At 58.6% G+C, this 21,304-nt stretch carries 23 protein-coding genes; 9 read left to right on the top strand and 14 right to left on the bottom strand.

Going from position 1 to position 21,304, the window contains the following annotated elements:
- Positions 1-8: 8 nt before the first annotated feature.
- The 6 genes from DW024_RS04985 to DW024_RS04965 all read right to left on the bottom strand — a co-directional run bounded on the left by DW024_RS04985 (position 9) and on the right by DW024_RS04965 (position 4,270).
- On the bottom strand, positions 9-719 hold the full coding sequence (locus DW024_RS04985) for a TetR/AcrR family transcriptional regulator (RefSeq protein ID WP_117716946.1): 711 nt from the start codon (positions 717-719) through the stop codon (positions 9-11).
- Between the two features lie 255 nt (positions 720-974).
- Positions 975-1,100: a hypothetical protein gene (locus tag DW024_RS10375; protein WP_255413239.1), complete on the bottom strand. Its 126-nt coding sequence runs from the start codon at positions 1,098-1,100 to the stop codon at positions 975-977.
- 471 nt (positions 1,101-1,571) lie between these two features.
- Positions 1,572-2,429 carry an HAD-IIB family hydrolase gene (locus tag DW024_RS04980; protein WP_118094721.1) on the bottom strand — a complete coding sequence of 286 codons (858 nt, stop codon included), beginning with the start codon at positions 2,427-2,429 and terminating at the stop codon, positions 1,572-1,574.
- A gap of 87 nt (positions 2,430-2,516) precedes the next feature.
- Positions 2,517-2,630, bottom strand: a complete 114-nt coding sequence (locus tag DW024_RS04975; protein ID WP_233539702.1) for a P-II family nitrogen regulator — start codon at positions 2,628-2,630, stop codon at positions 2,517-2,519.
- A 59-nt stretch (positions 2,631-2,689) separates the two neighbouring features.
- Complete coding sequence (locus DW024_RS04970) at positions 2,690-3,709, bottom strand: putative ABC transporter permease (RefSeq protein WP_233502699.1); 1,020 nt, start codon at positions 3,707-3,709, stop codon at positions 2,690-2,692.
- A 3-nt stretch (positions 3,710-3,712) separates the two neighbouring features.
- Positions 3,713-4,270 (bottom strand): HD domain-containing protein, encoded by a 558-nt coding sequence (locus DW024_RS04965; RefSeq protein ID WP_117584135.1) that lies wholly within the window; start codon positions 4,268-4,270, stop codon positions 3,713-3,715.
- A gap of 228 nt (positions 4,271-4,498) precedes the next feature.
- Here DW024_RS04965 and DW024_RS04960 point away from each other — a divergent pair, with 228 nt between their 5' ends.
- The 6 genes from DW024_RS04960 to DW024_RS04935 all read left to right on the top strand — a co-directional run bounded on the left by DW024_RS04960 (position 4,499) and on the right by DW024_RS04935 (position 11,059).
- Positions 4,499-6,280: a 1-deoxy-D-xylulose-5-phosphate synthase gene (locus tag DW024_RS04960; RefSeq protein ID WP_117778608.1), complete on the top strand. Its 1,782-nt coding sequence runs from the start codon at positions 4,499-4,501 to the stop codon at positions 6,278-6,280.
- A gap of 457 nt (positions 6,281-6,737) precedes the next feature.
- Complete coding sequence (locus DW024_RS04955; RefSeq protein ID WP_118094724.1) at positions 6,738-7,733, top strand: glutamate ABC transporter substrate-binding protein; 996 nt, start codon at positions 6,738-6,740, stop codon at positions 7,731-7,733.
- A 138-nt stretch (positions 7,734-7,871) separates the two neighbouring features.
- Complete coding sequence (locus DW024_RS04950; protein WP_118377109.1) at positions 7,872-8,531, top strand: amino acid ABC transporter permease; 660 nt, start codon at positions 7,872-7,874, stop codon at positions 8,529-8,531.
- Positions 8,528-9,361: an amino acid ABC transporter permease gene (locus DW024_RS04945; protein ID WP_118377108.1), complete on the top strand. Its 834-nt coding sequence runs from the start codon at positions 8,528-8,530 to the stop codon at positions 9,359-9,361. The genes DW024_RS04950 and DW024_RS04945 overlap by 4 nt, the downstream gene beginning before the upstream one ends.
- A 36-nt stretch (positions 9,362-9,397) precedes the next feature.
- Complete coding sequence (locus tag DW024_RS04940; protein WP_022094659.1) at positions 9,398-10,162, top strand: amino acid ABC transporter ATP-binding protein; 765 nt, start codon at positions 9,398-9,400, stop codon at positions 10,160-10,162.
- A gap of 87 nt (positions 10,163-10,249) precedes the next feature.
- Positions 10,250-11,059, top strand: a complete 810-nt coding sequence (locus tag DW024_RS04935; RefSeq protein ID WP_118377107.1) for a gamma-glutamyl-gamma-aminobutyrate hydrolase family protein — start codon at positions 10,250-10,252, stop codon at positions 11,057-11,059.
- A 113-nt stretch (positions 11,060-11,172) separates the two neighbouring features.
- On the opposite strand, the gene DW024_RS04930 is transcribed toward DW024_RS04935, so the two are convergent.
- From DW024_RS04930 to DW024_RS04895, 8 genes are all read right to left on the bottom strand, one after another.
- Positions 11,173-11,991: a hypothetical protein gene (locus DW024_RS04930; protein WP_118377106.1), complete on the bottom strand. Its 819-nt coding sequence runs from the start codon at positions 11,989-11,991 to the stop codon at positions 11,173-11,175.
- Positions 11,975-12,799, bottom strand: coding sequence for a hypothetical protein (locus DW024_RS04925; RefSeq protein WP_118377105.1), 825 nt, complete (start codon positions 12,797-12,799; stop codon positions 11,975-11,977). Before DW024_RS04925 ends, DW024_RS04930 begins: the two co-directional genes overlap by 17 nt.
- A complete protein-coding gene (locus tag DW024_RS04920; protein WP_118377104.1) occupies positions 12,796-13,557 on the bottom strand; it encodes an ABC transporter ATP-binding protein in 762 nt (253 codons plus the stop codon). Before DW024_RS04920 ends, DW024_RS04925 begins: the two co-directional genes overlap by 4 nt.
- Positions 13,558-13,701: 144 nt before the next feature.
- Positions 13,702-14,031: a helix-turn-helix transcriptional regulator gene (locus tag DW024_RS04915; protein WP_089572320.1), complete on the bottom strand. Its 330-nt coding sequence runs from the start codon at positions 14,029-14,031 to the stop codon at positions 13,702-13,704.
- Positions 14,032-14,039: 8 nt separating this feature from the next.
- Entirely contained in the window at positions 14,040-14,579 is a 540-nt protein-coding gene (locus DW024_RS04910) for a hypothetical protein (RefSeq protein WP_147327752.1), read from the bottom strand.
- 251 nt (positions 14,580-14,830) lie between these two features.
- Entirely contained in the window at positions 14,831-15,187 is a 357-nt protein-coding gene (locus DW024_RS04905) for an Hpt domain-containing protein (protein ID WP_117584145.1), read from the bottom strand.
- Between the two features lie 24 nt (positions 15,188-15,211).
- Positions 15,212-17,092: a diguanylate cyclase gene (locus DW024_RS04900; protein WP_118377103.1), complete on the bottom strand. Its 1,881-nt coding sequence runs from the start codon at positions 17,090-17,092 to the stop codon at positions 15,212-15,214.
- A 210-nt stretch (positions 17,093-17,302) separates the two neighbouring features.
- Entirely contained in the window at positions 17,303-18,100 is a 798-nt protein-coding gene (locus tag DW024_RS04895; protein ID WP_117563848.1) for an alpha/beta fold hydrolase, read from the bottom strand.
- Between the two features lie 225 nt (positions 18,101-18,325).
- On the opposite strand from DW024_RS04895, the gene DW024_RS04890 reads away from it, so the two are divergent.
- The 3 genes from DW024_RS04890 to DW024_RS04880 all read left to right on the top strand — a co-directional run bounded on the left by DW024_RS04890 (position 18,326) and on the right by DW024_RS04880 (position 21,216).
- Positions 18,326-19,102: a radical SAM protein gene (locus DW024_RS04890; RefSeq protein ID WP_118377102.1), complete on the top strand. Its 777-nt coding sequence runs from the start codon at positions 18,326-18,328 to the stop codon at positions 19,100-19,102.
- Between the two features lie 160 nt (positions 19,103-19,262).
- Complete coding sequence (gene map, locus DW024_RS04885; protein WP_118377101.1) at positions 19,263-20,150, top strand: type I methionyl aminopeptidase; 888 nt, start codon at positions 19,263-19,265, stop codon at positions 20,148-20,150.
- A 130-nt stretch (positions 20,151-20,280) separates the two neighbouring features.
- Positions 20,281-21,216: a D-2-hydroxyacid dehydrogenase gene (locus tag DW024_RS04880; protein WP_118377100.1), complete on the top strand. Its 936-nt coding sequence runs from the start codon at positions 20,281-20,283 to the stop codon at positions 21,214-21,216.
- Positions 21,217-21,304 lie beyond the last annotated feature (88 nt).

Here is a 21,304-nt window from a genome sequence, read left to right as displayed (position 1 = left end):
CTCTCCTCTTAGTTGTTGGACTCGACGGTTGCGGCGGTGTCGACCGTGTCCTCGAGCTGCAAGTTCAATAGCTTCATGCCGTATTCCGGCACGTTGATATCGATGGGTTGGCCATACAGGTCGCCGGGGCGCACAAAAGCGAGCACCGTCATAATGCGCGCCATGGCCTCGGGCGATTCGGTGAGCCCACGCTCAAACCAGCGCTGAATCATGCCGACCTCGGCGCTCACGACGTAGGTGACGTAGTAGTCAAAGAACGTGCCCAGCGCCAGGCCCAAAATGCCCGTCTGCGCACGCGGCACCACAGCCTCACGCGCGGTGTCGATAATCCTTTTAATGAAGGCCTGGTCGCCGCCCGGACCCAGCAGCGCACCGATTAAGTCGCGGTTGGCCGCAAGATAACGCAGCAGCTCAACCGAACCGGGCGCCGGCTCGAGCTCATCGATGTTGTGATAGAGATCGGGCAGCTGAGCTGCGGTGATGAGCTCAATGCGCTCACGGATCTCGGCCAGCAAGCCGTCCTCGATTTGATTGATAAAGTCGGGAATATCGCGATAGTGCGAATAGAACGTGCGGCGCGTAAGGCCAGCACGCTCGGTGAGCGACGCGACATTAATGCGCGAAAGGTCGCCGCTTTCGGCAAGCTCGCTGGCAAGTGCCTGGCGAAGGGCACGCTGCGAGCGAAGGGACCGGCGATCGCATTTCTCGAGCTGGGACAAGCGTCCTCCTTGTTACTCAGCCTGTGCGCTATTGCACAGTGCGAGTATTATTGCACACCGTGTGCATCAACACGTAAAGGCAATATTTGGGTTGTGACAAAGGGACAGTCCCTTTGTCACATTAGGTTGCGCTCAGCTTTTAGAAGCGGCATTGTCGATTGTCCAAAATGTCATTCGTGGGTAGAATAGTGTCGACGGCAGCCCAAGTTCTGGAAAGCTGGGCAGCGCCGTTGCTTGTTTTAGGGGGTCAACGTCTTAACGGCGGCGACCCCTCTTACGTTGCTTCGAACGTTGCTTGAGTGCCTCGGAAAGTCCGATAAGCGTCGTGAGGAGCGAGACCAAAGCGGTCAGGAGCTTCACGAAATCAATCAAATCGGTCATGGGCATCACCTCCCATCAGATGGAGGGCGCTGCCCGGCACATGGAACTGCCGTCAACGATACCGATTCTATCAAAGCGCAGTTAGATATGCGAATGTTTGTTCGTATTTCAGAAGATCGGAGCTCGGGTATGGCGAAGGAACAGTTCCTTTGCCATACCCGAGCTTGTCGCCGAACTGCCACCTACATTTTTCGAGTTATTCGGCCACGCTACTGGTTCTGTATAAATGCACCGCCGGGATTATCTGAGGGTTTTTGTCCTTATTTGAGCGTATACATGCCCATTTGCGCACTTACGTCACCGAATCAAACACCATTAGAGGCATGAATGTTCCCGAGAGGGCATCTTTAGCCATTTAACGTCCTCCGACAGGCCGAATAACTCGAAATTTGTTGGTGGCGAAAGCGTAATAGTCCTATACGCCAAAAGCCGGTATCTCCCATGTGACAAAGGGACAGTCCCTTTGTCACATTATTCGATGATGGTGCGGGAGTTCTGCGTGCGCATGGTGGCGAGCATGTGTTTGGGGACGGCGTGGACCATGCAGCTGCCGATAGTTGCGCTCGCGGCGACCTTGGCTGCATCGCTGCCGTTTTTGGTCGCGTAGCTGTGGCGGAAACGCTTGAGCATGGCGATGTCGTTGCCGCCGTCTCCATAGACCGCGACCTCGTCCTCGGCAATACCGTAGTAGCCCGCCAGCCAGGCCACGCTCTCGCCCTTGTTGCATGCCACGTCCGTGATCTCGAACATCACCGGATCGAACGGCGCGTTGACCACATGGTCCGAGCGCTCGGCAAGATATGCCTTAAGGTCACGCTCCAACTCGGGCGAGGTCACACGGCAGTTGATCTTGCACACATCGTGGCGCAGGATGTCACCAATCGACTGGTCGAAATACTGTTCCTCGTGATACCCGCCACGCGCACGCATGCCACGCATCACGATGCGCTTGATAGGACTGTCTTTTTTAAAGCCCGCCTGATGCATCTCGAACGAACCGCTCGAGTACATGCCATCGGGCGTGGAGCAATCAAAGCAAATGTCCGGAAACGCCTTGAGCAGTTCCTCAGTGACTTGCGGATCGATGGTCCAGGTCTTGAGCACCTCACCATGGCTGTCGCGCACGATGGACCCATTGGAGCAGCAGGCGTCAAGCGCCAGGCCCGTAAAGCCATGCTCGCCGATCGGCAACGTCGAGCGTCCAGTCGCGGGAACCACATGCAAGCCAGCCCCGGTCAGCTCGCGGATGGCACGGCGGATGGTCCCATCCGCCTCATGCAGTGCGTTCAGCAGCGTTCCGTCTAAATCACTCGCGAACATCTTGATCATGAGCGTGCCTCTCCTTCGTCTGCACGATATTGTAGACGAGAACGGGCGTGCCCCAAGAGAGGCACGCCCGTCAGGCGAAAGATTGTCCTACACCGCGGCGGGGCCGTGCTCGCCGGTGCGGATGCGGATGACTTCTTCGACCGGCTCGACCCAGATCGTGCCATCTCCAACGGTGCCGTAATCTTGGAAACGGAGCGGCAACGGACGCGAAACCAACGGGAAATACGCAAGCAAGGGAGCCGTGAGCGCGCCCGTCCCAGCTAGCGCCGGAACAGCTCGCGGGCTCGGTCGCGGAGGTCGGTAGCTCGAATGACACCCTCGTAACGATTGATGCGCAGACGCGGGAAGGCGTTAAAGAAGCGTAGGTCGCGGCGGCTGAGTGACACGCTCGGTACCGGGCGGCTCATGCGCTTGCCGGCAAGGCGACGACCGAGCGACGGACGCGGCATACTCGGCGCGGCATCGGCCACGCGGCGGGCAGCGAGCGCCAGGCCGCGAGCACCATCCGAGATAAACGTCGGCATCGAAGTCTTCTCGCGCAGGGCATCGAGCGCCGCGTCGCCCAGCTCGGCCAGCCAAGCGTTAACGGCGCGACCGCGGATATGCGTCTGCGCCACCGAGTCAATCGCCGAATCGGGAATACGTTCGAGCATAGAGTCGGAGGCGTCGGCAAGCGACTCATTGATGCGGTCGGCAAGGTCGGCACGCACACGCTCAAGCTGATCGGACAGACGCCGCCAGCTCGCCAACGAGCACACCGCATCGACCATCATCGCGACCGCGACGATAAAGGCGGCCAAGCGCACGATTAGCACCGGCAGATGGCCAAGCAGCCCCAGCAATGCCGGCTCCACTAAACGGCAAATACACAACGCACCCAAGCCAAACGCGCAGGCCCAGTACAGGCAGATGCGTCCGTGCAGGTTAAACGGCAGATGCGAGTAATCCCAAAACCGGGCACCCGTCGTTTTTTCCAACAGCACGCCCACGCTATATTCGATCACGCTGCATACGAGCGCGGCAGCGACAAACTGGCTCGAGGCGTCTGGGATTCCACGCAGCAGCAACCAGCACGCAATGCCGCCCGCACCGTAGATGGGACAACACGGCCCTAGCAAAAAGCCGCTGTTGGCAAAGCGTCCGTGGTTGAGCATGGCGCAGACTGTCGACTCCCATACCCAGCCGCAAAAACCGTAGAAGGCAAACGAGAGTACCAGCGCCGAGAGCGGACAGGCGGCAAGCGTCGCGCCGTCAAATGCCATGTCGATCGCGGTTCCCACCGTCTACCCACTCCTCTTTTCGTTCGATTCTTTGCTCGAGCCGTCACTCGGGCCCTCGTTCAAATCGTTCGCGCCGCCTTTGCGCGGCAGACGGCCGGCAATCGTCTCGCGCAGTGCGCACCATTTATCCGCCAGGCACACAATCCATGCCTCACGACACGTCGGCGGCACCGGTACCAGCGGAAACATATGCCGTACGATAATATTCCGCTCGCGCGGCGTCAGCTCAAAATCTTCCTCCGCACGCGCCAAGGCAAAAAACGGGTGACGAAAGCCATGCAGTCGATGGCTTGGGTCGGGATCGTGCCAGTCATAGAGAAAGTAATCGTGCAGCAGGGCCCCGCGCAGCAGCGATAAGCGGTCGACGGAGATACCGACGCGGCCCAGGCGCTCGGCAAAGGACAGACTTGCCCGCGCTACCGAGGTCACATGCGTATAGACCGTCACATCGCCATGTTGGATAAACTCATGCATCAGGTCCAAGCGGCCCGCCTGGGCAAGCTGACGGGCGGCATCGTCGACCTCGCGCGCGATTTTCTCGGCACGAACGGTATCGGACATGCGGCCTCCTTCCGGCGGCGCTCGGCGGCAAGCCGCGGCCTGCGCGCAATGAATAAAATCATCATCGAATTTACCAGTATGGCATCGGACAAAACGTTTTGCCCCACCAGTTGGCGAATTACCGCGCCGCCGTCACATATCAAACGCCAAAATGTGCGAGACTGTCTTGTGCAATTGTGCCGGCCGAGGGAGTGCCGGCGCACGATTCGCATGGAGTAACCCACAACGATGCTGCTTACGCAAACGACAACGCCCGAGGACGTCAAGGCTCTCGATCGCGCCGAGCTTCCGCTGCTCTGCGGCGAGATCCGCCACGCCATCCTCGAAAGCTCCGCCGCCGTCGGCGGGCACGTTGCCCCCAACCTGGGCGTCGTTGAGCTTACGGTTGCGCTCCATCGCGTGTTTAACTCCCCCATCGACAAGATTGTCTTTGATGTTTCGCACCAGACCTACGCCCACAAGGCGCTGACTGGGCGCGCGTACACTTATATCGACCCGGCACGCTACGGCGAGGCCTCTGGTTTTGCCAATCCTGACGAGTCCGAGCACGACCTGTTCGCCATGGGCCACACCTCCACGTCGGTGAGCCTGGGCTGCGGCTTGGCGCACGCTCGTGACCTGGCGGGCGATGCGTACAACGTCATCACCATCATTGGCGACGGTTCGCTTTCGGGCGGTCTGGCGTTTGAGGGCTTTAACAATGCCGCCGAGCTCGACAGCAACCTGATCATCATCGTCAACGATAACGACCAGTCCATCGCCGAAAACCACGGTGGCCTGTATCGCAATCTGGCCGAGCTACGCGCCAGCAACGGCACCTGTGAGCGCAACGTTTTCCGCGCGATGGGGCTCGACTACTGCTATCTGGACACCGGCAACGATGTGTTGGCCCTGGTCGACACGCTGCAGGAGCTGCGCGATATCGATCATCCCATCGTGCTGCACGTCTCCACCGCAAAGGGCAAGGGCTTTGAGCCAGCCCAGAGCGACCCCGAGCGCTGGCATCATGTGGGTCCGTTTGACATGGCGACTGGGCGCAAGCTCTGCCCGGGCCATCCGAGCGAGCCTGCGCCGCGCACCTATGCCGACATTACGGGCGAGGCGCTCAGCGCCGTCATCGAGCACGATCCGCAGGTCGTGGGCATCACGGCCGCCACGCCCTACATCATGGGCTTTACACCCGAGCTTCGCGCCGCCGCCGGCAAACAGTTCGTCGATGTGGGCATTGCCGAGGAGCACGCCGTGACCTTTGCCACCGCGCTTGCGCGCTCGGGTGCCAAGCCAGTCTTTGGTGTGTACGGCACGTTTTTGCAGCGCGCCTACGACGAGCTGTGGCACGACCTGTGCCTCAACGATGTCCCCGCAACCATCCTGGTGTTTGGCGCGTCGATCTTTGGCACCACATCCGAGACGCACCTTTCGTTCTTTGATATTTCCATGCTGGGCGGTCTTCCCAACATGCGCTACTTGGCGCCGGCCTGCATGGAGGAATATCTGTCCATGCTGAGCTGGTCGCTCGACCACCGCGAGCATCCTGTGGCGATCCGTGTGCCGGGCATTGGCCTGGTAAGCCGCCCCGATCTGGCGCCTGCCGAGGGCGACGATTACGGCGTCGCTCGCTACAACGTCGTGCGCCAGGGCCGCGACGTTGCCGTGCTCGCGCTTGGCGATTTCTTTGAGCTGGGCGAGCGCGTGGCAAACCGTCTGACTGCCGAGTACGGCATCGAGGCCACGCTCGTCAACCCGCGCTTCGCAACCGAACTCGACCGCGAGTTCCTCGACAGCCTTGCCGCCGAGCATCGCGTTGTCGTCACCCTCGAGGACGGCGTCTTGGACGGCGGTTGGGGCGAGCGTGTGGCGTGTTACCTGGCCTGCACGCCCGTGCGCACGCGCACCTTCGGCATCGCCAAGGGCTTCCCCGACCGCTACGACCCCAACGAGCTGCTCGCTCAGAACGGCATGACGGTCGAGACCATGGCCGCCGAAGCCGTGAGACTACTCAACGAGTAAGAAAGCCTCCGCAAGGGAAGCATCCCTGCGGAGGTTTTTATTTTCGCGGCGCGATTATCTCAATCTGTAACATCTAGGGCCCGAATTCCCGTCTAACTGTTACAGATCTAGATAAGACGTCTTAGTCCCAAACCTTTATCTCAATCTGTAACAGAAAGGGAGCTTTTGTCCGTCTAACTGTTACAGATCGAGACATTCGAATCCCCCTGAAGAGAAAATCTCAATCTGTAACAGTTACTCGGCAAAAATGGCTGCAGATGTTACAGATCGAGACAAAACAGCAAGGCATGCCGCTGCATCGGCCAGAACCACCACAAAGGTGCCTGTCCCTTTTTGGTAGGTAGAATAACCCATAAGGTAAGTATGTTTCTGAGTTATTTCGTGTTGACCCATTTGAGTGGGATAGGGTATAACTCTACTCAACCGCTAGGGATTTTATTGAGAAAGGTGTTCTACCATGAGCAAGAACCTCTCCCAGCAGGTCGTTCTCGACCGCCGCGGCTTCGTCGCCGCCACCTTCGCAACCGTCGCCGGCCTTGGTCTTGCCGGCTGCTCTGACACCAGCGCCGAGGCTGACAAGGGTTCCGCCGCCGGCTCCTCCAAGAGCTCCGAAGATACCGAGGCTTCCACCACGCTCGACGCCAAGGCATTCGACAAGCTCGTCGACAACGGCCCCAAGGCCGATGACGACGCCATCGCCGCCAGCGCCTGGGCGACGGCCGTCAAGGACGCCGGCGTCTTTAAGATCGGTGGCGTTCAGACCTCCACGCTCTTCTCCCTCCTCAACGAGAAGGATGGTCAGACCCGCGGCTTCGACGCCGGCATCGCGCAGCTTCTGTCCAACTACATTCTGGGCGAGAACAAGGTCGAGATCACCCAGGTGACCTCGGACACGCGCGAGTCCGTCCTGCAGAACGGCCAGGTCGACGCCGTCTTTGCCACCTACACCATCACTGACGAGCGCAAGAAGCTCGTCTCCTTCGCCGGCCCCTACTACTACACCCAGCAGGCTATCCTGGTGCTCGCCGATAACGACGACATCAAGAGCGTCGACGACCTGGCCGACAAGAACGTTGCCGTCCAGTCCGGCTCCAACGGCCCCGCCATCCTGGAGGAGTTCGCCCCCAAGGCCAGCCAGCAGGAGTTCAAGACCGACGAGGAGGCCCGCCAGGCACTCCAGCAGGGCCGCGTTGACGCCTATGTCATCGATAACAACATGCAGCAGAGCGCCCTGGTCCGCGAGCCCGGTAAGTACAAGATCGCCGGCAAGCCCTTCGGCAGCAAGGAACCCTATGGCATCGGCCTGCCGCTCGATTCCGACGGCGTCGCCTTTGTCAACGACTTCCTTAAGAAGATCGAGGACGACGGCACCTGGACCGAGCTGTGGCAGATCTGCATCGGCGACCGCACGGGCGACACCAATGTTCCCGAGCTGCCCGAGATCGGCGCCTAGGCAGCAAGCCTGGTAACGGCCGCAACGAAACCATATGGAAACGCACGATGCGCTTTATTGCGGTAAACTGTTTCCTCACAGAGTTGTCGGGGCTTCCGTACATACGGAAGCCCCTTTCCTTACCGGCAGGAGGTCCGCATGAGTCTCTCCGAGCTCTGGTCGCTCTATGGCCAGAACTATATCGACGCGCTGCTAGCAACCTGGGGCATGACGCTTGAGTCGTTTGCCATCGCCATGGTGCTGGCCGTCGCCGTCACCGTGATGCGCGTGTCGCCGCTCAAGCCGCTGCGCGTCTTTGGCGACCTGTATGTCCAGGTCTTCCGTAACATCCCCGGCATCGCGCTGCTCATCATCGTCGTCTACGCACTGCCGCCGCTCAAGGTCGTCCTGCCCTACCGCACCTGCGTTATCCTCGCCACAGTACTTTTGGGTTCTGCCTTTGGCTCCGAGAACTTTATGAGTGGCATCAACACCGTTGGCGTCGGTCAGGTCGAAGCCGCACGTTCGCTCGGCATGAGCTTCAATCGTATCCTCGCCAAGATCGTGATTCCGCAGGCACTGCGCTCAAGCGTGCTGCCCATGACTAACCTCTTTATCGCCGTCATGCTCACCACCGCGCTCGGCAGCCAGGTGCCGCTTAAACCGCAGGAGCTCACCGGCGTGGTGAGCTACATCAACACGCGCTCGCTCGGAGGCGTCGCCGCGTTCTTTATCTCGGCACTCGGCTACCTGGGCACGGCCTTTGTGGTGAGCCACATTGGCAACTACATCGATAAGAAGGTGAGGATCCTCCGATGAGCAAGCACTCCTCTTCTGCGCTCACCATGCGCGATGCGCTCTACGAGGCTCCCGGCCCCAAGATGCGCACCAAGATTCGCATCGGCACCGCCATCTCACTTGTTGCCGTCGCCGCGCTCGCCGTCCTGGTACTGCAGCGCTTTTATGTGACCGGCCAGCTTTCGGTCCACTATTGGTATTTCTTTACGCACCTCACCACCTGGAAGTTCCTGCTTGCCGGCTTTGAGGGCACCGTTAAAGTCGCACTCACCGCTGGCGCCATCGCGCTGGTGCTGGGCTTGGCCCTTATGCTCGGCCGCACCAGCGATATTAAGCCGCTGCAGCTGGTCTGCCGCGTGCTCACCGATTTCTTCCGCGGCGTGCCGAGTCTTCTGTTCATCTACTTCTTCTTTTTGGTGCTGCCCCAGTACAAGATTGCGCTGCCGTCGTTTTGGATGCTCACGCTTCCCGTCGCGCTCGCTGCAGCTGGCGTACTTGCCGAGATCTTCCGTGCCGGCGTCAACGCCGTGCCGCGCGGCCAGGTCGAGGCCGCCCAGGCGCTCGGTCTCTCCAAAGCTAAAATCACCTTTAAAATCGTGTTACCGCAAGCCATTCGGTTTATCATTCCGTCGTTGATTTCGCAGCTTGTGGTCGTAGTCAAAGACACCACCGTCGCCTATGTGGTGAGCTACCCCGACCTCATGCAAAATGCCCGCGTGCTCATTACCAACTACGACGCCCTCGTGTCGGTCTACCTGGTAATTGCGGTCATCTACATCCTCATCAACGTCGCAATTAACAAGGCCGCTGTCTACGTTTCGCACAAGACCGGCGCGACCATCATCCGCTAACGCTTTACCATTTCGAGTCATAAGGAGCCGAGCACCATGGCACAGAGCACCTCTTCCACCGGCAATCAGCCGCTGATCGAGCTCAGACACGTCGATAAGCACTATGGCGATCTACACGTCCTCAACGACATCAATCTGTCGGTCGACCGCGGCGAGGTCGTCGTTGTGATTGGCCCCTCGGGCTCGGGCAAGTCGACCATGTGCCGCACCATCAACCGCCTGGAAACCATCGACTCGGGCGAAATCCTCATCGAGGGCGAGCCCCTGCCGCAGGAAGGCAAGGATCTTGCCCGCATGCGCGCTGAGCTGGGCATGGTGTTTCAGCAGTTCAACCTGTTCGCACATATGACGGTACTGCAGAACGTCATGCTGGGACCGGTCGATGTGCTGGGCGTCTCCAAGGATGAGGCCCGCGAGCGCGCCATGGACCTGCTGGGCCGCGTGGGCGTTGCCGAGCAGGCCGATAAGGTGCCCGCACAGCTCTCGGGCGGCCAGCAACAGCGCGTAGCCATCGCCCGTTCACTCGCCATGCAGCCCAAGGCTATGCTTTTTGACGAGCCCACGAGCGCCCTTGACCCCGAGATGATCAACGAAGTACTCGAGGTCATGGTCCGTCTGGCCCAGCAGGGCATGACGATGATCGTCATTACGCACGAGATGAACTTCGCCCGCCGCGTGGCCGACCGTGTCGTGTTTATGGCCGACGGCCAGATCGTGGAAACCGGCACGCCCGACGAGTTCTTCGACCACCCCCAGACCAAGCGCGCCCAGGACTTCCTCAACTCCATCAAGGGCCACTAACCCCATTGCCACGCGGGTAAATTCATCAGTAACGTTTGTCCCGCACCGCCCCTGTGCCATGTCCACCCGGATTCGAAAGCCGCACCCATGATCGGAACCCGCACCTCATCGTCCTACACCCCGCACGTCGACGTCGATCCCGCCGACCGCCCGCTTATCCTGGTAGCACCACGCTGGGAAGAAGCGAAGCCCTATTTGAGCGAGACGCTCTCCCCCAACGAGGAAATCGCAAGTGTCTTTGTCGACGCCATTCTTGCCGCCGGCGGCCTGCCGTTGCAGATGTCCATTACCGAAGACGTCGATGTTATTCGTCATTACGTGGAAATCGCCGACGGTATCGCTATTCCCGGCGGCCCGGACGTCAATCCCAAACGTTGGGGCGATGATCGACCCTACGACCCCACCCTCTGCTGCGAGATCCGCGATAGCTTTGAGTTTAAGCTGGTCGGCGAGGTGCTTCGCGCCAAGAAGCCGCTCTTTACCACCTGCCGCGGCACGCAGCTGCTCAACGTCGCCACCGGCGGCACCCTGTGCATGGACGTGCCGAGCCTAGGTGCGCGCGAGGGCCGCACGCAGTGGCGCCACACCCACGTGCTCAACGACCCCGTGCATCCCGTCGAGGTCGTGCCGGGCTCGCTGCTCGACCGCGCGGTTGGCGGCGCCAAGCTTATCCAGACCAACTCCGCACACCACTGCTGCGTCGATCGTCTGGGCAAGCGTACGCGCTTGGTCGCCCAAGCGACCGATGGCGTTCCCGAGTGCATCGAAGTCGAAGGCCAGCCGTTCTGCCTGGGCGTGCAATGGCACCCTGAGTACACTTGGAAGACCCTCGAAACCGATTTTAACCTGTGGAAGTCGTTTGTCGAGGCAGCGGCAAAGGTTAAGCAGGCCCGTTAGCTCGCAAGTTACACAAGTTAAAGCCTCCTAAGCCAGGAGGGGCGGACACCAGCTACGGTGCCCGCCCCCCCCCTGTATTTGATATGCTCGGTATGATTATCCCTCACAAACAATCAGAGAAATCTCGACCGCAATCGGTCGACAGTAAAGCAAATGATAAAAACGCTTGCTACGTTTATGAGGCAGTCAATTAAAATCGAGATGCATTGACCATTCCCCAACGGGGTCACGCCGCAAATCCACATGAGCATCGAGGCTGGAAGCGGAAGCATGGAATTGGCCCCGATCTGTATGTAGATCGCTACGACGTTGACAAGCAACAGCATGCCAATCGGACCGAAGCCGGACCCAAAATAGGAAACAACGATTACGCAAGAAACCACGTATGCAAGGCAGGCAGCGGCAGCAAGAACAAGTCGATAGCAAAATACATGCAGGTTGAAATACTGCTGAGCATCCGAAACGATTGCGCAGTTAAGACAGTACAAAACGACACTCGACAGGACAAACGCGCCCAAAAGGGCAAAAGAAGATAGCACCGCTCGCGCAACGATAGCGCACACACGCTTCCCTCCCCGAGCCTCCGACAGCCCCCACGGTTCCTCGACAAAGCCCGAACTGACAAAGCGCGGCACAATGCAAGCCGCGATGAACGGAAAGAACAATGCATGGGCCAACGGGGCTACGTTGAACAGCAGACCGCGAAAAACCTCTGCATTGCCAAATAGAAGGACATCCTCCGCCGATAGCCGAAGCGTCGGGTCTGGGAAAAAACCCAAGAAACTGTTCTCACGGAGGCTACAGAACCACATCGGGAAAGAATTAAGCTGCAATATCACCATGTACGCATAAATTACCAGGATTAAGGCGTACGCCCATTTGCTCACATGCTTCAATTCTGACTGGAGAAGTCTTTTAATCTGACGAGCCATTGAGCACACCCCCAGCGCGAAAGCTCAAGAGAGCGTAAATCAATACCGATAGACAGCTGGCTGCCACGCCATATCCCAGAAGCGTCAGCTGCCCCATATCGCTATACCCAAGGGCACATCCGACTCCAAGGTACGGCCCCGGAAGAAAGAAAATCCATCGCAAGGACGGTATGGGCGTCTGAAGGTAAGTTCCGTAGAGCGTCAAGCTCATGACAAATCCGATTATTACCACAGCCCCGCTCAATACAGCGCTGCCCGTTATCCGATAGATGGTCACCGTCTCCAGCGCAACCGATATCACCAATACGGCGTTGACTATCATTGCAGGCAAAAATACAGTTAGTATGTTGTGCGAGTAGTTATGCCCTCCACGTATTATGGCTATTGCAAAAAGAAGAAGGCAAAGCGCGCTATACGCTGCGCCAATTATTAAAGCAGACGAAAATGCATGGGCCAGAGCCCCATAAAAGCGGTTGAGACCTCTTGCCGAAGAAATTCGGTGCCCCTCTTTATAGCCATGCTCCTGTAAAAGCACCAAACAAACGATGAGTGGAACGAACAGGGATGTACCGGCAAAAGCGCTGCGCGCAAGGGACTCATCAGGCGCAGAAGGATCGATTGCATTCCAGAGGAAACCAATATCCTCCCCACAAACGCCATAGCCAAAGGTGAGCAACGTTGTTCCGTTTTTTAGAAAGATGCCGAAGAGAAGGCCGAACGCCAGCATAAGCGCAAGACCAAACTTCGCCGGAAATATCCTGTGCAAACGCATCATATCTGCCTTTATGGGATGGATCGCCCGCTTCATAGCGAGACCGCCTTCATCAAGCGCCTGTAACACTCTTTTAGGGACGACGCCTCATCCCTTATGACATCCATCGATTCCTTTTTTAGCAGTTCACCGTCATGAAGAAACAGGCAGCTTGTTGCAACCGATGCCAGCTCATCCAAGTCGTGGCTAGAGATAAGCATGGTTTTGCCCTGCTCCCGATTCAATCGGCCGATAAGGGTCCATATGCTCTCAATGCCCAGCGGGTCCAACCCGTTTGCTGGCTCATCAAAAATAAGCAGATCAGTGTCACCCAACAAAGCTGTAGCTATATCCAGCCGCCGTTTCATTCCCAGAGAAAAACTGCCTACGCTCTTTTTCTCATCGATGTCCAGCCCGACTAGGCCCAAGACGCGAGGAACCTCACGTTTCTCATCGAGCCCCCATTCCGCACATCGGATCCGAAGATTCTCAGCCGCACTGAGAGATTGGTATGCTCCGCAGGAATCTGGCACATAGCCGACACGCGTCCGCATCAAGCTCAGCTCTTTTTTCGACTTGCCTCCAAAGAGCTCCACGCTCCCCGACGATGGCTCACAGAGGCCCAGCACTATTTTAATAAGCGTGCTTTTGCCCGCCCCGTTTGCACCAACAAGGGCGCAAAGCTCAGACTGATCCACCTCGAAGGAAACGTCATGCAAAACGCGGCGCCTCCCATAGCGCTTTGACACCCTTGATAGCCTTATCGTCGATGCGTTCATTGGCCTCCCGTTCCGCTTGATAGCAAAACCGCTCATATCGTTCCTTCTTTACTTTATCGTTTTCCATAGTTGTTATTGTTTTTCGATAACTCATATTTGTCAAGATAATCTAAAAGAAAGAACCCGCGTTAGACACGGGTCCCTTCACGCTGATATTTCGTTTTAGTTGTTCGCCTTAAGCTACTCGTCGCTCAAATCGACAGCAAAGACTGATGTCGGAAGCGACGCCTCATTGCCTCCGCCGTCCCGCATCTGCCTCACAACGTTTTTTGCACGCTCAACAATAAGCTCCTCAAGCTCTTTCTCACTCACGCGCTGAATAATATCTCCCGGTTGACAATCAAGCTCATCACAGATATCGAGGAGCGTCTTTAGGCGAATAGCTTTTATCTTTCCGTTTCTAAGCTTTGAAATATTAGCCGGAGTATGCCCCGTCGCCCGAATCAGATCAGCACTGGTCTTTCCGGTCTTAAGCAGCTGCGTCTCAAGCTCGATGATGAGATAGCTCATGTTTCCTCCTACACAAGCTCGTCAGACTGCTCTTGGAGCAGCGAGGCATAACTCCAGATCGCCGAGATAAATAAACAGACAACTGCGCCGATAAACGACCCCGCATCAAAGGTAGCGCCTTGGCAAATCTCAATAACGAAGGAATGAGGCACGATGTAAAGCTCCAGTCCGCCAATGGTGAGATTGACCGATCCATAGGCACCAACAAGCGAAACCGCGGCGTTAACAGCAAAGGCAAGCGCGAGAACACGGATAAGCCGCACATGCGTCTTGGTAAAGGGCGAGACGCCTCGCGAGATGTTACGGCTGATCCCGCACAGAACGACAAGCGAAATACCCATAACAAGCGCCATGCACAGTCCGCTTGGGATAACGATGCACCCGCCATCGAGAAGCGTCACGACACCGAAAGAATCGACAGAAGCAACGTTTGCAACCGCATACCAGATCACGTAAACAACCAACGCGGCAAAAGCGACGAGCATCCCTGCAAAAACGGCTGCCATGCAAAAACCGAGCTTCCTGATATTTTCGCCCGCCTTGGCCATACGCTGAACGCTGTTGGACATACACTCACCCTCATCGACTCTATCGTTATTCGAACAGTTTATCGAACAACGATATGGATTGCATGCGGAAAGCCCCGACAGTGTGCATAGGCAATTCACTAATCAGAAGAGGTGAGCGTGGATTTTTGGACACGTATCGAACGAGCGTGGATAATCTCCCACTTTGAGGCCGCCACCGGGCCTAAAACGGGAGATTATCCACGCTCATAGTCATCAAGGCTCACAGCCTCTTACTCGGCCGCCTCGCGCAGAGCCGACATCGTAGCCGCATATTGCTGCTGCAACGCATGCATCCCCTCGCGGGCGCCGTCAACGGCATCAGCGCCGCGCAGCGCTTCGGTTACCACGACCGCCGGCTCGTACAGATTATCGAATCCCAGGTTCTGGCTCACGCCCTTGAGCGTGTGCGCTGCCATAAACGCACTCTCGGCGTCTCCTGCCGCCATGGCAGCCTCCAGCTTGTCCATGCTCTCGTCATCCAAAAACTTGAGGGCAAAGCGGGCAAGCATTTCCCCGCCCATCAGCCGAGCGCACGCGTCGTCATAATTAGCGCCGATCTTCTCATACGCCTCACGCATGGAAATCATGGATTAAAAACTCCTTTGGTCAAACTAAATCGTGGGAAACGCGACGACGTCGGCGGGGCGTGCCAACGTCTCGGCAATTTGGTCTTGCACCTCGAGCAGGCAATCGAGCAGCAGCGGGTTAAAGGTGCCGCACTTACCGTCCAGGATCATCTGGATCGCCTCCTCGTGCGGGATAGCGTCCTTGTACACGCGCACGCTCGTCAGTGCATCGTACACGTCAGCCACCGAAACCACCTGCGCGGCGATGGGAATTTCGTCGCCCTTAAGGCCATCGGGATAACCCTTGCCGTCCCAGCGCTCGTGATGCCAACGCGCAATCTGGTACGCATATTCCATAAGCGCATTGCCGGCGTGATGGCTGCCCAGCTCGAGCAGCATGTTGGCGCCAATCGTGGTATGCGTCTTCATAATCTCGAATTCCTCGGGCGTGAGGCGCCCGGGCTTGTTGAGGATCGCATCGTCAATCGACATCTTGCCGATATCGTGCAGCGCCGAAGCCAGGGCGATCGTGGAGCGTTCCTCATTGTCGAGGGAGATCGTGCCGCTACGCTGGACCAGATAGCCAAGCAGCAGCTCGGTCAGCTTTTCGATGTTCGTAACGTGCCTACCGCTCTCGCCGTTGCGAAGCTCCATGACGCCGGCCATGATGTCGATGAGCATGCGACTGTTCTTGACGCGCTCGTTGTACTGTTGGGACAGCAGGTTCGTCAGGCGGCGCTGTTTGGCGTACAGGCGGATGGTGTTGCTTACGCGGCGGCGCACGACACGGGAGTCAAGCGGGCGGTTGATATAGTCTGAGGCGCCCAGCTCGTACGCGCGCAGAACCGCATCATCGGAATCTTCGCTCGAAATCATGATGACAGGCAGATTATCGATACCCGATCGGCGCGACAGATCGGCCAGCACCTCAAAGCCGCTTATGCCCGGCATCACAATGTCCAGCAGCACGAGCGACAACTCATCGCCATAGCGGTCGACCATGTCGAGCGCCGCACGACCGTTATCGGCCTCGAGGATGCAATGCTCGTCCTTGAGCATCTCGCTGAGAATGGCTCGGTTCATCTCGGAGTCATCGGCGATAAGCACCAAAGGCTTTTCGCTTTGGAAGGCCTCGATGGAATCGGCATCGGTCACGACCGTACCGGCTTTTGCCTTAGCGCGGCTCAGTAACTGAGCAGCGCGGCCAACGCCCTCATCGACCGTCTCGCCATGAATGCGAACGCCACCAACACATGCCGTCAAGCTCACGTACTCATGGCCCGGAATAATCGTGGAATGAACGGCATCGGACACCTGATGCAGGCGACGGGTGAAGTCATCGGAGGGAATATTGGGCATGACAACCACAAACTTGTCGCAGCCATAGCGCACAAGCTCGTCAGTCGAACGGATTCCGCTGCGTATGGCTGTCGCCACAGCACCGAGCGCAAGGTCGCCGGCATGACGGCCACACGTATCGTTGAAGGCCCTAAAATCATCAACGTCGATCATCGCAACGCCGGCATTCATGCGGGCGCTGCGAAGCTTTTCCTCGTAATATCGGCGATTGCGCACGCTCGTCAGCACGTCGGTGTAGACAAGGTCCTCTTCCGCGGCCTCTTGCTCATCAATCGGACGCACCATCAGCAAGACGTGAGGCTCGCCCTCGACCTTCAGAGGGCGTAGACGGGCGCGGTACTCAGTGCCATCATTGAGCAGTTGCTCCGACACCTCATCGGAGTCTGCCAAAGCCTCAAGACTCGACTGACGCAGACAAGGGCAGCGATCGCCGGCGAGCAAGCAGTTAGGCTCACTCTTAATCTGATCGGCCGACAGTAAACGCACCACGGGGTAGGTCTTCGCGACGCGGGCGACCTCGACGGCAGCCTCCTCGTCGGTTAGATTGACCTCGTGAGTATTGAGCATATGGGGCCCTTTCGATAGTTTCGCATGGAGCGGTGGGTTCCAAATCTTACAAGGGTAACACCTTGTCGATGCAGGTAAGTACGTGAATGCTGCCACATTCTTATGAGTTGGCAGACGGCGCGATTGAAGCCGCAGACGCGAGGTTTTGAGCACGTTTGTTAATACGGCCGAAACGTTTGCGGATGAAGCCTGCTTTGGCTATTGCGGATGCTAGAGCCCCAGGATGCCACGGACAGCCCGGGCAGCCGCTGCCGGGCGATCGCGCAGACCGTTATGCGCGCCCGGGATCGTCACGAGAGGGCAATCGAGATATTCGGCAGCCGCTCGCGTGCCAGCCTCGCGGGGCGTGCCAATCGAGAGCTCGCCTAGGAGCACGGCGGCCACCGTTTTCGACGCGCGAACGCTATCCCAATCGGGAACGCAGGTCATAGTAATCCCGTATTCGTTTGCCATGAAACTGCGGCCGTTGCGCAGGGCATGCTTGGCTTCTGCCTCGGTCGTTCCAGGAGCCTCGGGGTCCAAGTCGCCGAGGGCTCCCAAGAAAAGCCGGAGCGCCCTTGAAACCTTTCCAGCCGCAATCATATCGAGCAAAACCGGAGCTGCGCCCATGCCGACGCCTTCGGCCGACACAGCCGGCTCATGCAGAATCGCACGGGCGACGAGATGGGGTTCAGTGCGAAGAAGCTCCAGCGCTACCAACGTACCGGCGCTGTGCGCAAGCACATTTGTCGGAGCGCCAACGTGTTCGATCACGGCCTGCAGGTCGGCGGCCTGAGCGGCAAGATCATAGCTGCCGTCTGCCGCTTCGCTGCTGCCACCACAGCCGCGGCGGTCGTAGGCAATTACGCGGTAGTTGCGGCTGAGCTCACAAGCGATGCCGTCGAAAAATGTGCCGTCAACACAAGCGCCGTGCACGCACACCAAGGCAGGAGTATCAGGCGACACATCCGGGCCGGCATATTCGCGACAGGCAATCGTGGTGCCCGCATTCTCGACCGTAAAATCCATGTTGTGCCCCCATCATCAATGCCCATCCAATTGCACGTCAGTACGGCTGAATGGTCCCGCATTGCCTTACGACTTGTTAACAGATTAACTGTACCCGACCCGAGGCTTTTCATGGCACGGCATCATGAGCGACGTGAAAAAACGAAACTTGTAAAGCAAGAGCCCGCACCTCGCTTTGGAGCCGATGCTATGCTTAGGCGCAATAGTCTTGAGGAGCATATGCCTATGTCTACATTTTTGAATGCCAGCCCCATCTTTGGACCCGTTCGCAGCCGTCGCCTTGGTCTCTCGCTCGGCGTCAACATGATGCCGGCCAGCGGCAAAATCTGCACGTTCGACTGCATTTACTGCGAAAACGGCCTCAACGCCGAGCGCCCCTGCCACGAGCCGTATAACACGGCTGCCGTGGTGCTCGATGCACTCGAGGCAAAGCTGCGCGAAATGGCAGCCGAGGGCGAGCTCCCCGATGTGATCACGTTTGCCGGCAACGGCGAGCCCACCGCCGCGCCGGAGTTTCCGCAGGCCATCGCCGGTGCCGTCGCGCTGCGCGACGAGCTTGCCCCAAACACCAAGATTGCCGTGCTCTCCAACGGCACACGCGCCGACCGTCCCCAGGTACACGATGCGCTCATGATGGTCGACGACAACATTCTTAAGCTCGATACGGTCGACCCGGCGTTTATCCAGCTGCTCGACCAGCCTGTCGGCCCCTACGACGTCGAGCACCAGATCGAGACGTTCGCGGGCTTTGACGGTCACGTTATTATCCAGACGATCTTTTTGACCGGCGAGTATCAGGGCAGGCCCATCGACAACACCGGCGAGGAGTACGTTGCCCCTTGGCTCGCGGCGCTTGAGCGCATTCGTCCGCAGGAAGCGACCATCTACACGGTGGCGCGCGAGACACCGGTCGCCGGCCTTGCTAAAGCGGCGCCCGAGGTGCTCGACGCCATTGCCGCGCGCGTCCAAGCCCTCGGCATTCCTTGCCAGGTGAGTTACTAGCAAAACCACGCAGCAGCTAGTGCCCGTCATCCCGCTCCATCAGTTGCGGTGATATAGTTCCTATTTGTGCTGTTAAACCGCTTAAATCGGAACTATATCACCGCAACTTTTATGGACGCGTGGGTGGGCTATACTAGCTGCGAATGAAAGGAAGTTAGCCATGTATGACAAAGGACCCGTGCCTGGCCGCAACGACGCTTGCTGGTGCGGCAGCGGCAAAAAATATAAGAAATGCCATAGCGCCTTTGATGAGCGCCTCGAGCGCTTGTGGGAAGAGGGCTGGGAGGTTCTGCCCCGCACGCTCTACAAGACGCCCGCCGATATCGAGGGCATCAAGCGCTCCGCCGCTATCAACGTGGGCGTGCTCGACTACGTAGGCGAGCACATCGCCGCGGGCATGACCACCAACCAGATCGACCAGATGATCTACGACTACACCGTCGAGCACGGTGGCACGCCGGCCGACCTCAACTACGAGGGCTATCCCAAGAGCGTGTGCACCTCGATCAACGACGTGGTCTGCCACGGTATCCCCTGCGATACGGACGTGCTGTACGAGAGCGACATCATCAACGTGGACTGCTCCACGATCTTGGACGGCTACTTTAGCGACTCGAGCCGTATGTTCTGCATCGGCGAAGTCTCAGCCGAGCGCCAGCGCCTGGTCGACGTCACCCGCGCCAGCGTGGAGGCGGGTCTGGCGGCCGTCAAGCCGTGGCTGCCGCTATCCGTGATGGCCGAGGCCGTGCAAAAGACGGTCGAGGACGCCGGCTTTAGCGTGGTGCGCGAGTACGGCGGACACGGCATCGGTAAGGAGTTCCACGAGGACCCGTTTGTGGGCTTTACCACCGAGGCGCCCGATGTAGACACCATCATGGCTCCGGGCATGGTCTTTACCATCGAGCCTATGGTCAACGCCGGAGCGCCCGACATTAAGATTAGCAAGGGCGATGGCTGGTGCGTACGCACCAAGGACGGCAGCGATTCGGCCCAGTGCGAGGTACAGCTCGTGGTGACCGAGGACGGTTACGAACTGCTGAGCTGGTAGCCGTGGATGCGCCGGATGCTGACGGGCACGCTCGTCTTGCATCCGGCGTTTTTGTTTGAACGTTTTGCCTGATATAACCTGCCAAAATAAACCTGTCCCTTTTTGGTAGGTTGAGCGGAGAGGACTGCTTGTGAACATCCTGGTTTTGTTGCCCGTCAACGATCGCCATCGCGCAATTCTTGAGTCGAGCGCTCCGGGCGAGGACTTTATCTACACGAGCTCCGACGCCATCACGCGCGAGCAGGTCGCCGATGCCGACGTGATCCTGGGCAACATCGACCCTGACATGCTCACGGCATGCGAGCATCTCCAGCTGTTGCAATTGCAGACCGCCGGCTATGACGACTACCTTGCTGCTGGCACCGTGCCGGCTGACGCCAAGCTGTCTTGCTCGATCGGCGCCTACGGTCAGGCCGTAAGCGAGCACATGTTTGCCATGGTCCTTTCGATGATGAAGCGCCTGCCCGGCTATCACGACTTGCAGCGCGAGCATCGCTGGAAGGATTTGGGGCCGGTCACCTCGCTCAAAAACGCCAACGTGCTAGTGCTGGGCGCTGGCGATATCGGCGGCCACTTTGCCACGCTCTGCCGCAGCATGGGTGCACACGTCCGCGGCATCAAGCGCCATCCACTCGTCTACCCCATTGTGTTTGAGGACATGGACGGCATGGACGCCCTGCCCGAGCGCCTGGCCGAAGCTGACATCGTCGCATCCTTTATGCCCAGCACACCCGAGACCCGCGGTCTGGCGAACGCCGAGTTCTTCGCCGCGATGAAGCCGGGCGCCTTCTTTGCCAACGGCGGCCGCGGCGATCTTGTGGTTGCCGACGACCTGGTTGCCGCTCTGGAGTCGGGACATCTCGCCGGCGCCGCGGTCGACGTCACCGACCCCGAGCCGCTGCCTGAGACAAGCCCGTTGTGGGATGCGCCCAACATGCTCATCACGCCGCACGTCTCGGGCTGGTTCCACCTAGAGGCCACGCTCAATAACGTGGTCGACATCGCCGCGGAGAATCTGCGTCACCTGCAGGCCGGTGAAACCCTGCGCTGCTGGATCGAGCACTAATTGTTCCGGCGTTTTGCCAAACGCCGGAACCCCTCGACGCTGCGCTCTTAGGTTCCGCCGTTCTAACGAACGGCGGACCACTCGACGC

This window comes from Collinsella sp. AF37-9, from assembly GCF_003475115.1.
Taxonomy (GTDB): domain Bacteria; phylum Actinomycetota; class Coriobacteriia; order Coriobacteriales; family Coriobacteriaceae; genus Collinsella.
The sequence above is the reverse complement of the archived record's forward strand: the minus strand, read 5'-3'. Positions and strand labels throughout refer to the sequence as shown.

What these genes read in the sequence shown, in the direction of transcription:
- DW024_RS04945 (WP_118377108.1), top strand. Translation starts at nt 8,528, where the DNA reads ATGAGCAAGCACTCCTCTTCTGCGCTCACCATGCGCGATGCGCTCTAC.
- DW024_RS04960 (WP_117778608.1), top strand. Translation starts at nt 4,499, where the DNA reads ATGCTGCTTACGCAAACGACAACGCCCGAGGACGTCAAGGCTCTCGAT.
- DW024_RS04890 (WP_118377102.1), top strand. Translation starts at nt 18,326, where the DNA reads ATGTCTACATTTTTGAATGCCAGCCCCATCTTTGGACCCGTTCGCAGC.
- map (WP_118377101.1), top strand. Translation starts at nt 19,263, where the DNA reads ATGTATGACAAAGGACCCGTGCCTGGCCGCAACGACGCTTGCTGGTGC.
- DW024_RS10375 (WP_255413239.1), bottom strand. Translation starts at nt 1,100, where the DNA reads ATGACCGATTTGATTGATTTCGTGAAGCTCCTGACCGCTTTGGTCTCG.
- DW024_RS04895 (WP_117563848.1), bottom strand. Translation starts at nt 18,100, where the DNA reads ATGGATTTTACGGTCGAGAATGCGGGCACCACGATTGCCTGTCGCGAA.
- DW024_RS04980 (WP_118094721.1), bottom strand. Translation starts at nt 2,429, where the DNA reads ATGATCAAGATGTTCGCGAGTGATTTAGACGGAACGCTGCTGAACGCA.
- DW024_RS04920 (WP_118377104.1), bottom strand. Translation starts at nt 13,557, where the DNA reads ATGAGCGGTTTTGCTATCAAGCGGAACGGGAGGCCAATGAACGCATCG.
- DW024_RS04930 (WP_118377106.1), bottom strand. Translation starts at nt 11,991, where the DNA reads ATGGCTCGTCAGATTAAAAGACTTCTCCAGTCAGAATTGAAGCATGTG.
- DW024_RS04905 (WP_117584145.1), bottom strand. Translation starts at nt 15,187, where the DNA reads ATGATTTCCATGCGTGAGGCGTATGAGAAGATCGGCGCTAATTATGAC.
- DW024_RS04940 (WP_022094659.1), top strand. Translation starts at nt 9,398, where the DNA reads ATGGCACAGAGCACCTCTTCCACCGGCAATCAGCCGCTGATCGAGCTC.
- DW024_RS04935 (WP_118377107.1), top strand. Translation starts at nt 10,250, where the DNA reads ATGATCGGAACCCGCACCTCATCGTCCTACACCCCGCACGTCGACGTC.
- DW024_RS04915 (WP_089572320.1), bottom strand. Translation starts at nt 14,031, where the DNA reads ATGAGCTATCTCATCATCGAGCTTGAGACGCAGCTGCTTAAGACCGGA.
- DW024_RS04965 (WP_117584135.1), bottom strand. Translation starts at nt 4,270, where the DNA reads ATGTCCGATACCGTTCGTGCCGAGAAAATCGCGCGCGAGGTCGACGAT.
- DW024_RS04955 (WP_118094724.1), top strand. Translation starts at nt 6,738, where the DNA reads ATGAGCAAGAACCTCTCCCAGCAGGTCGTTCTCGACCGCCGCGGCTTC.
- DW024_RS04925 (WP_118377105.1), bottom strand. Translation starts at nt 12,799, where the DNA reads ATGAAGCGGGCGATCCATCCCATAAAGGCAGATATGATGCGTTTGCAC.
- DW024_RS04900 (WP_118377103.1), bottom strand. Translation starts at nt 17,092, where the DNA reads ATGCTCAATACTCACGAGGTCAATCTAACCGACGAGGAGGCTGCCGTC.
- DW024_RS04950 (WP_118377109.1), top strand. Translation starts at nt 7,872, where the DNA reads ATGAGTCTCTCCGAGCTCTGGTCGCTCTATGGCCAGAACTATATCGAC.
- DW024_RS04910 (WP_147327752.1), bottom strand. Translation starts at nt 14,579, where the DNA reads ATGGCCAAGGCGGGCGAAAATATCAGGAAGCTCGGTTTTTGCATGGCA.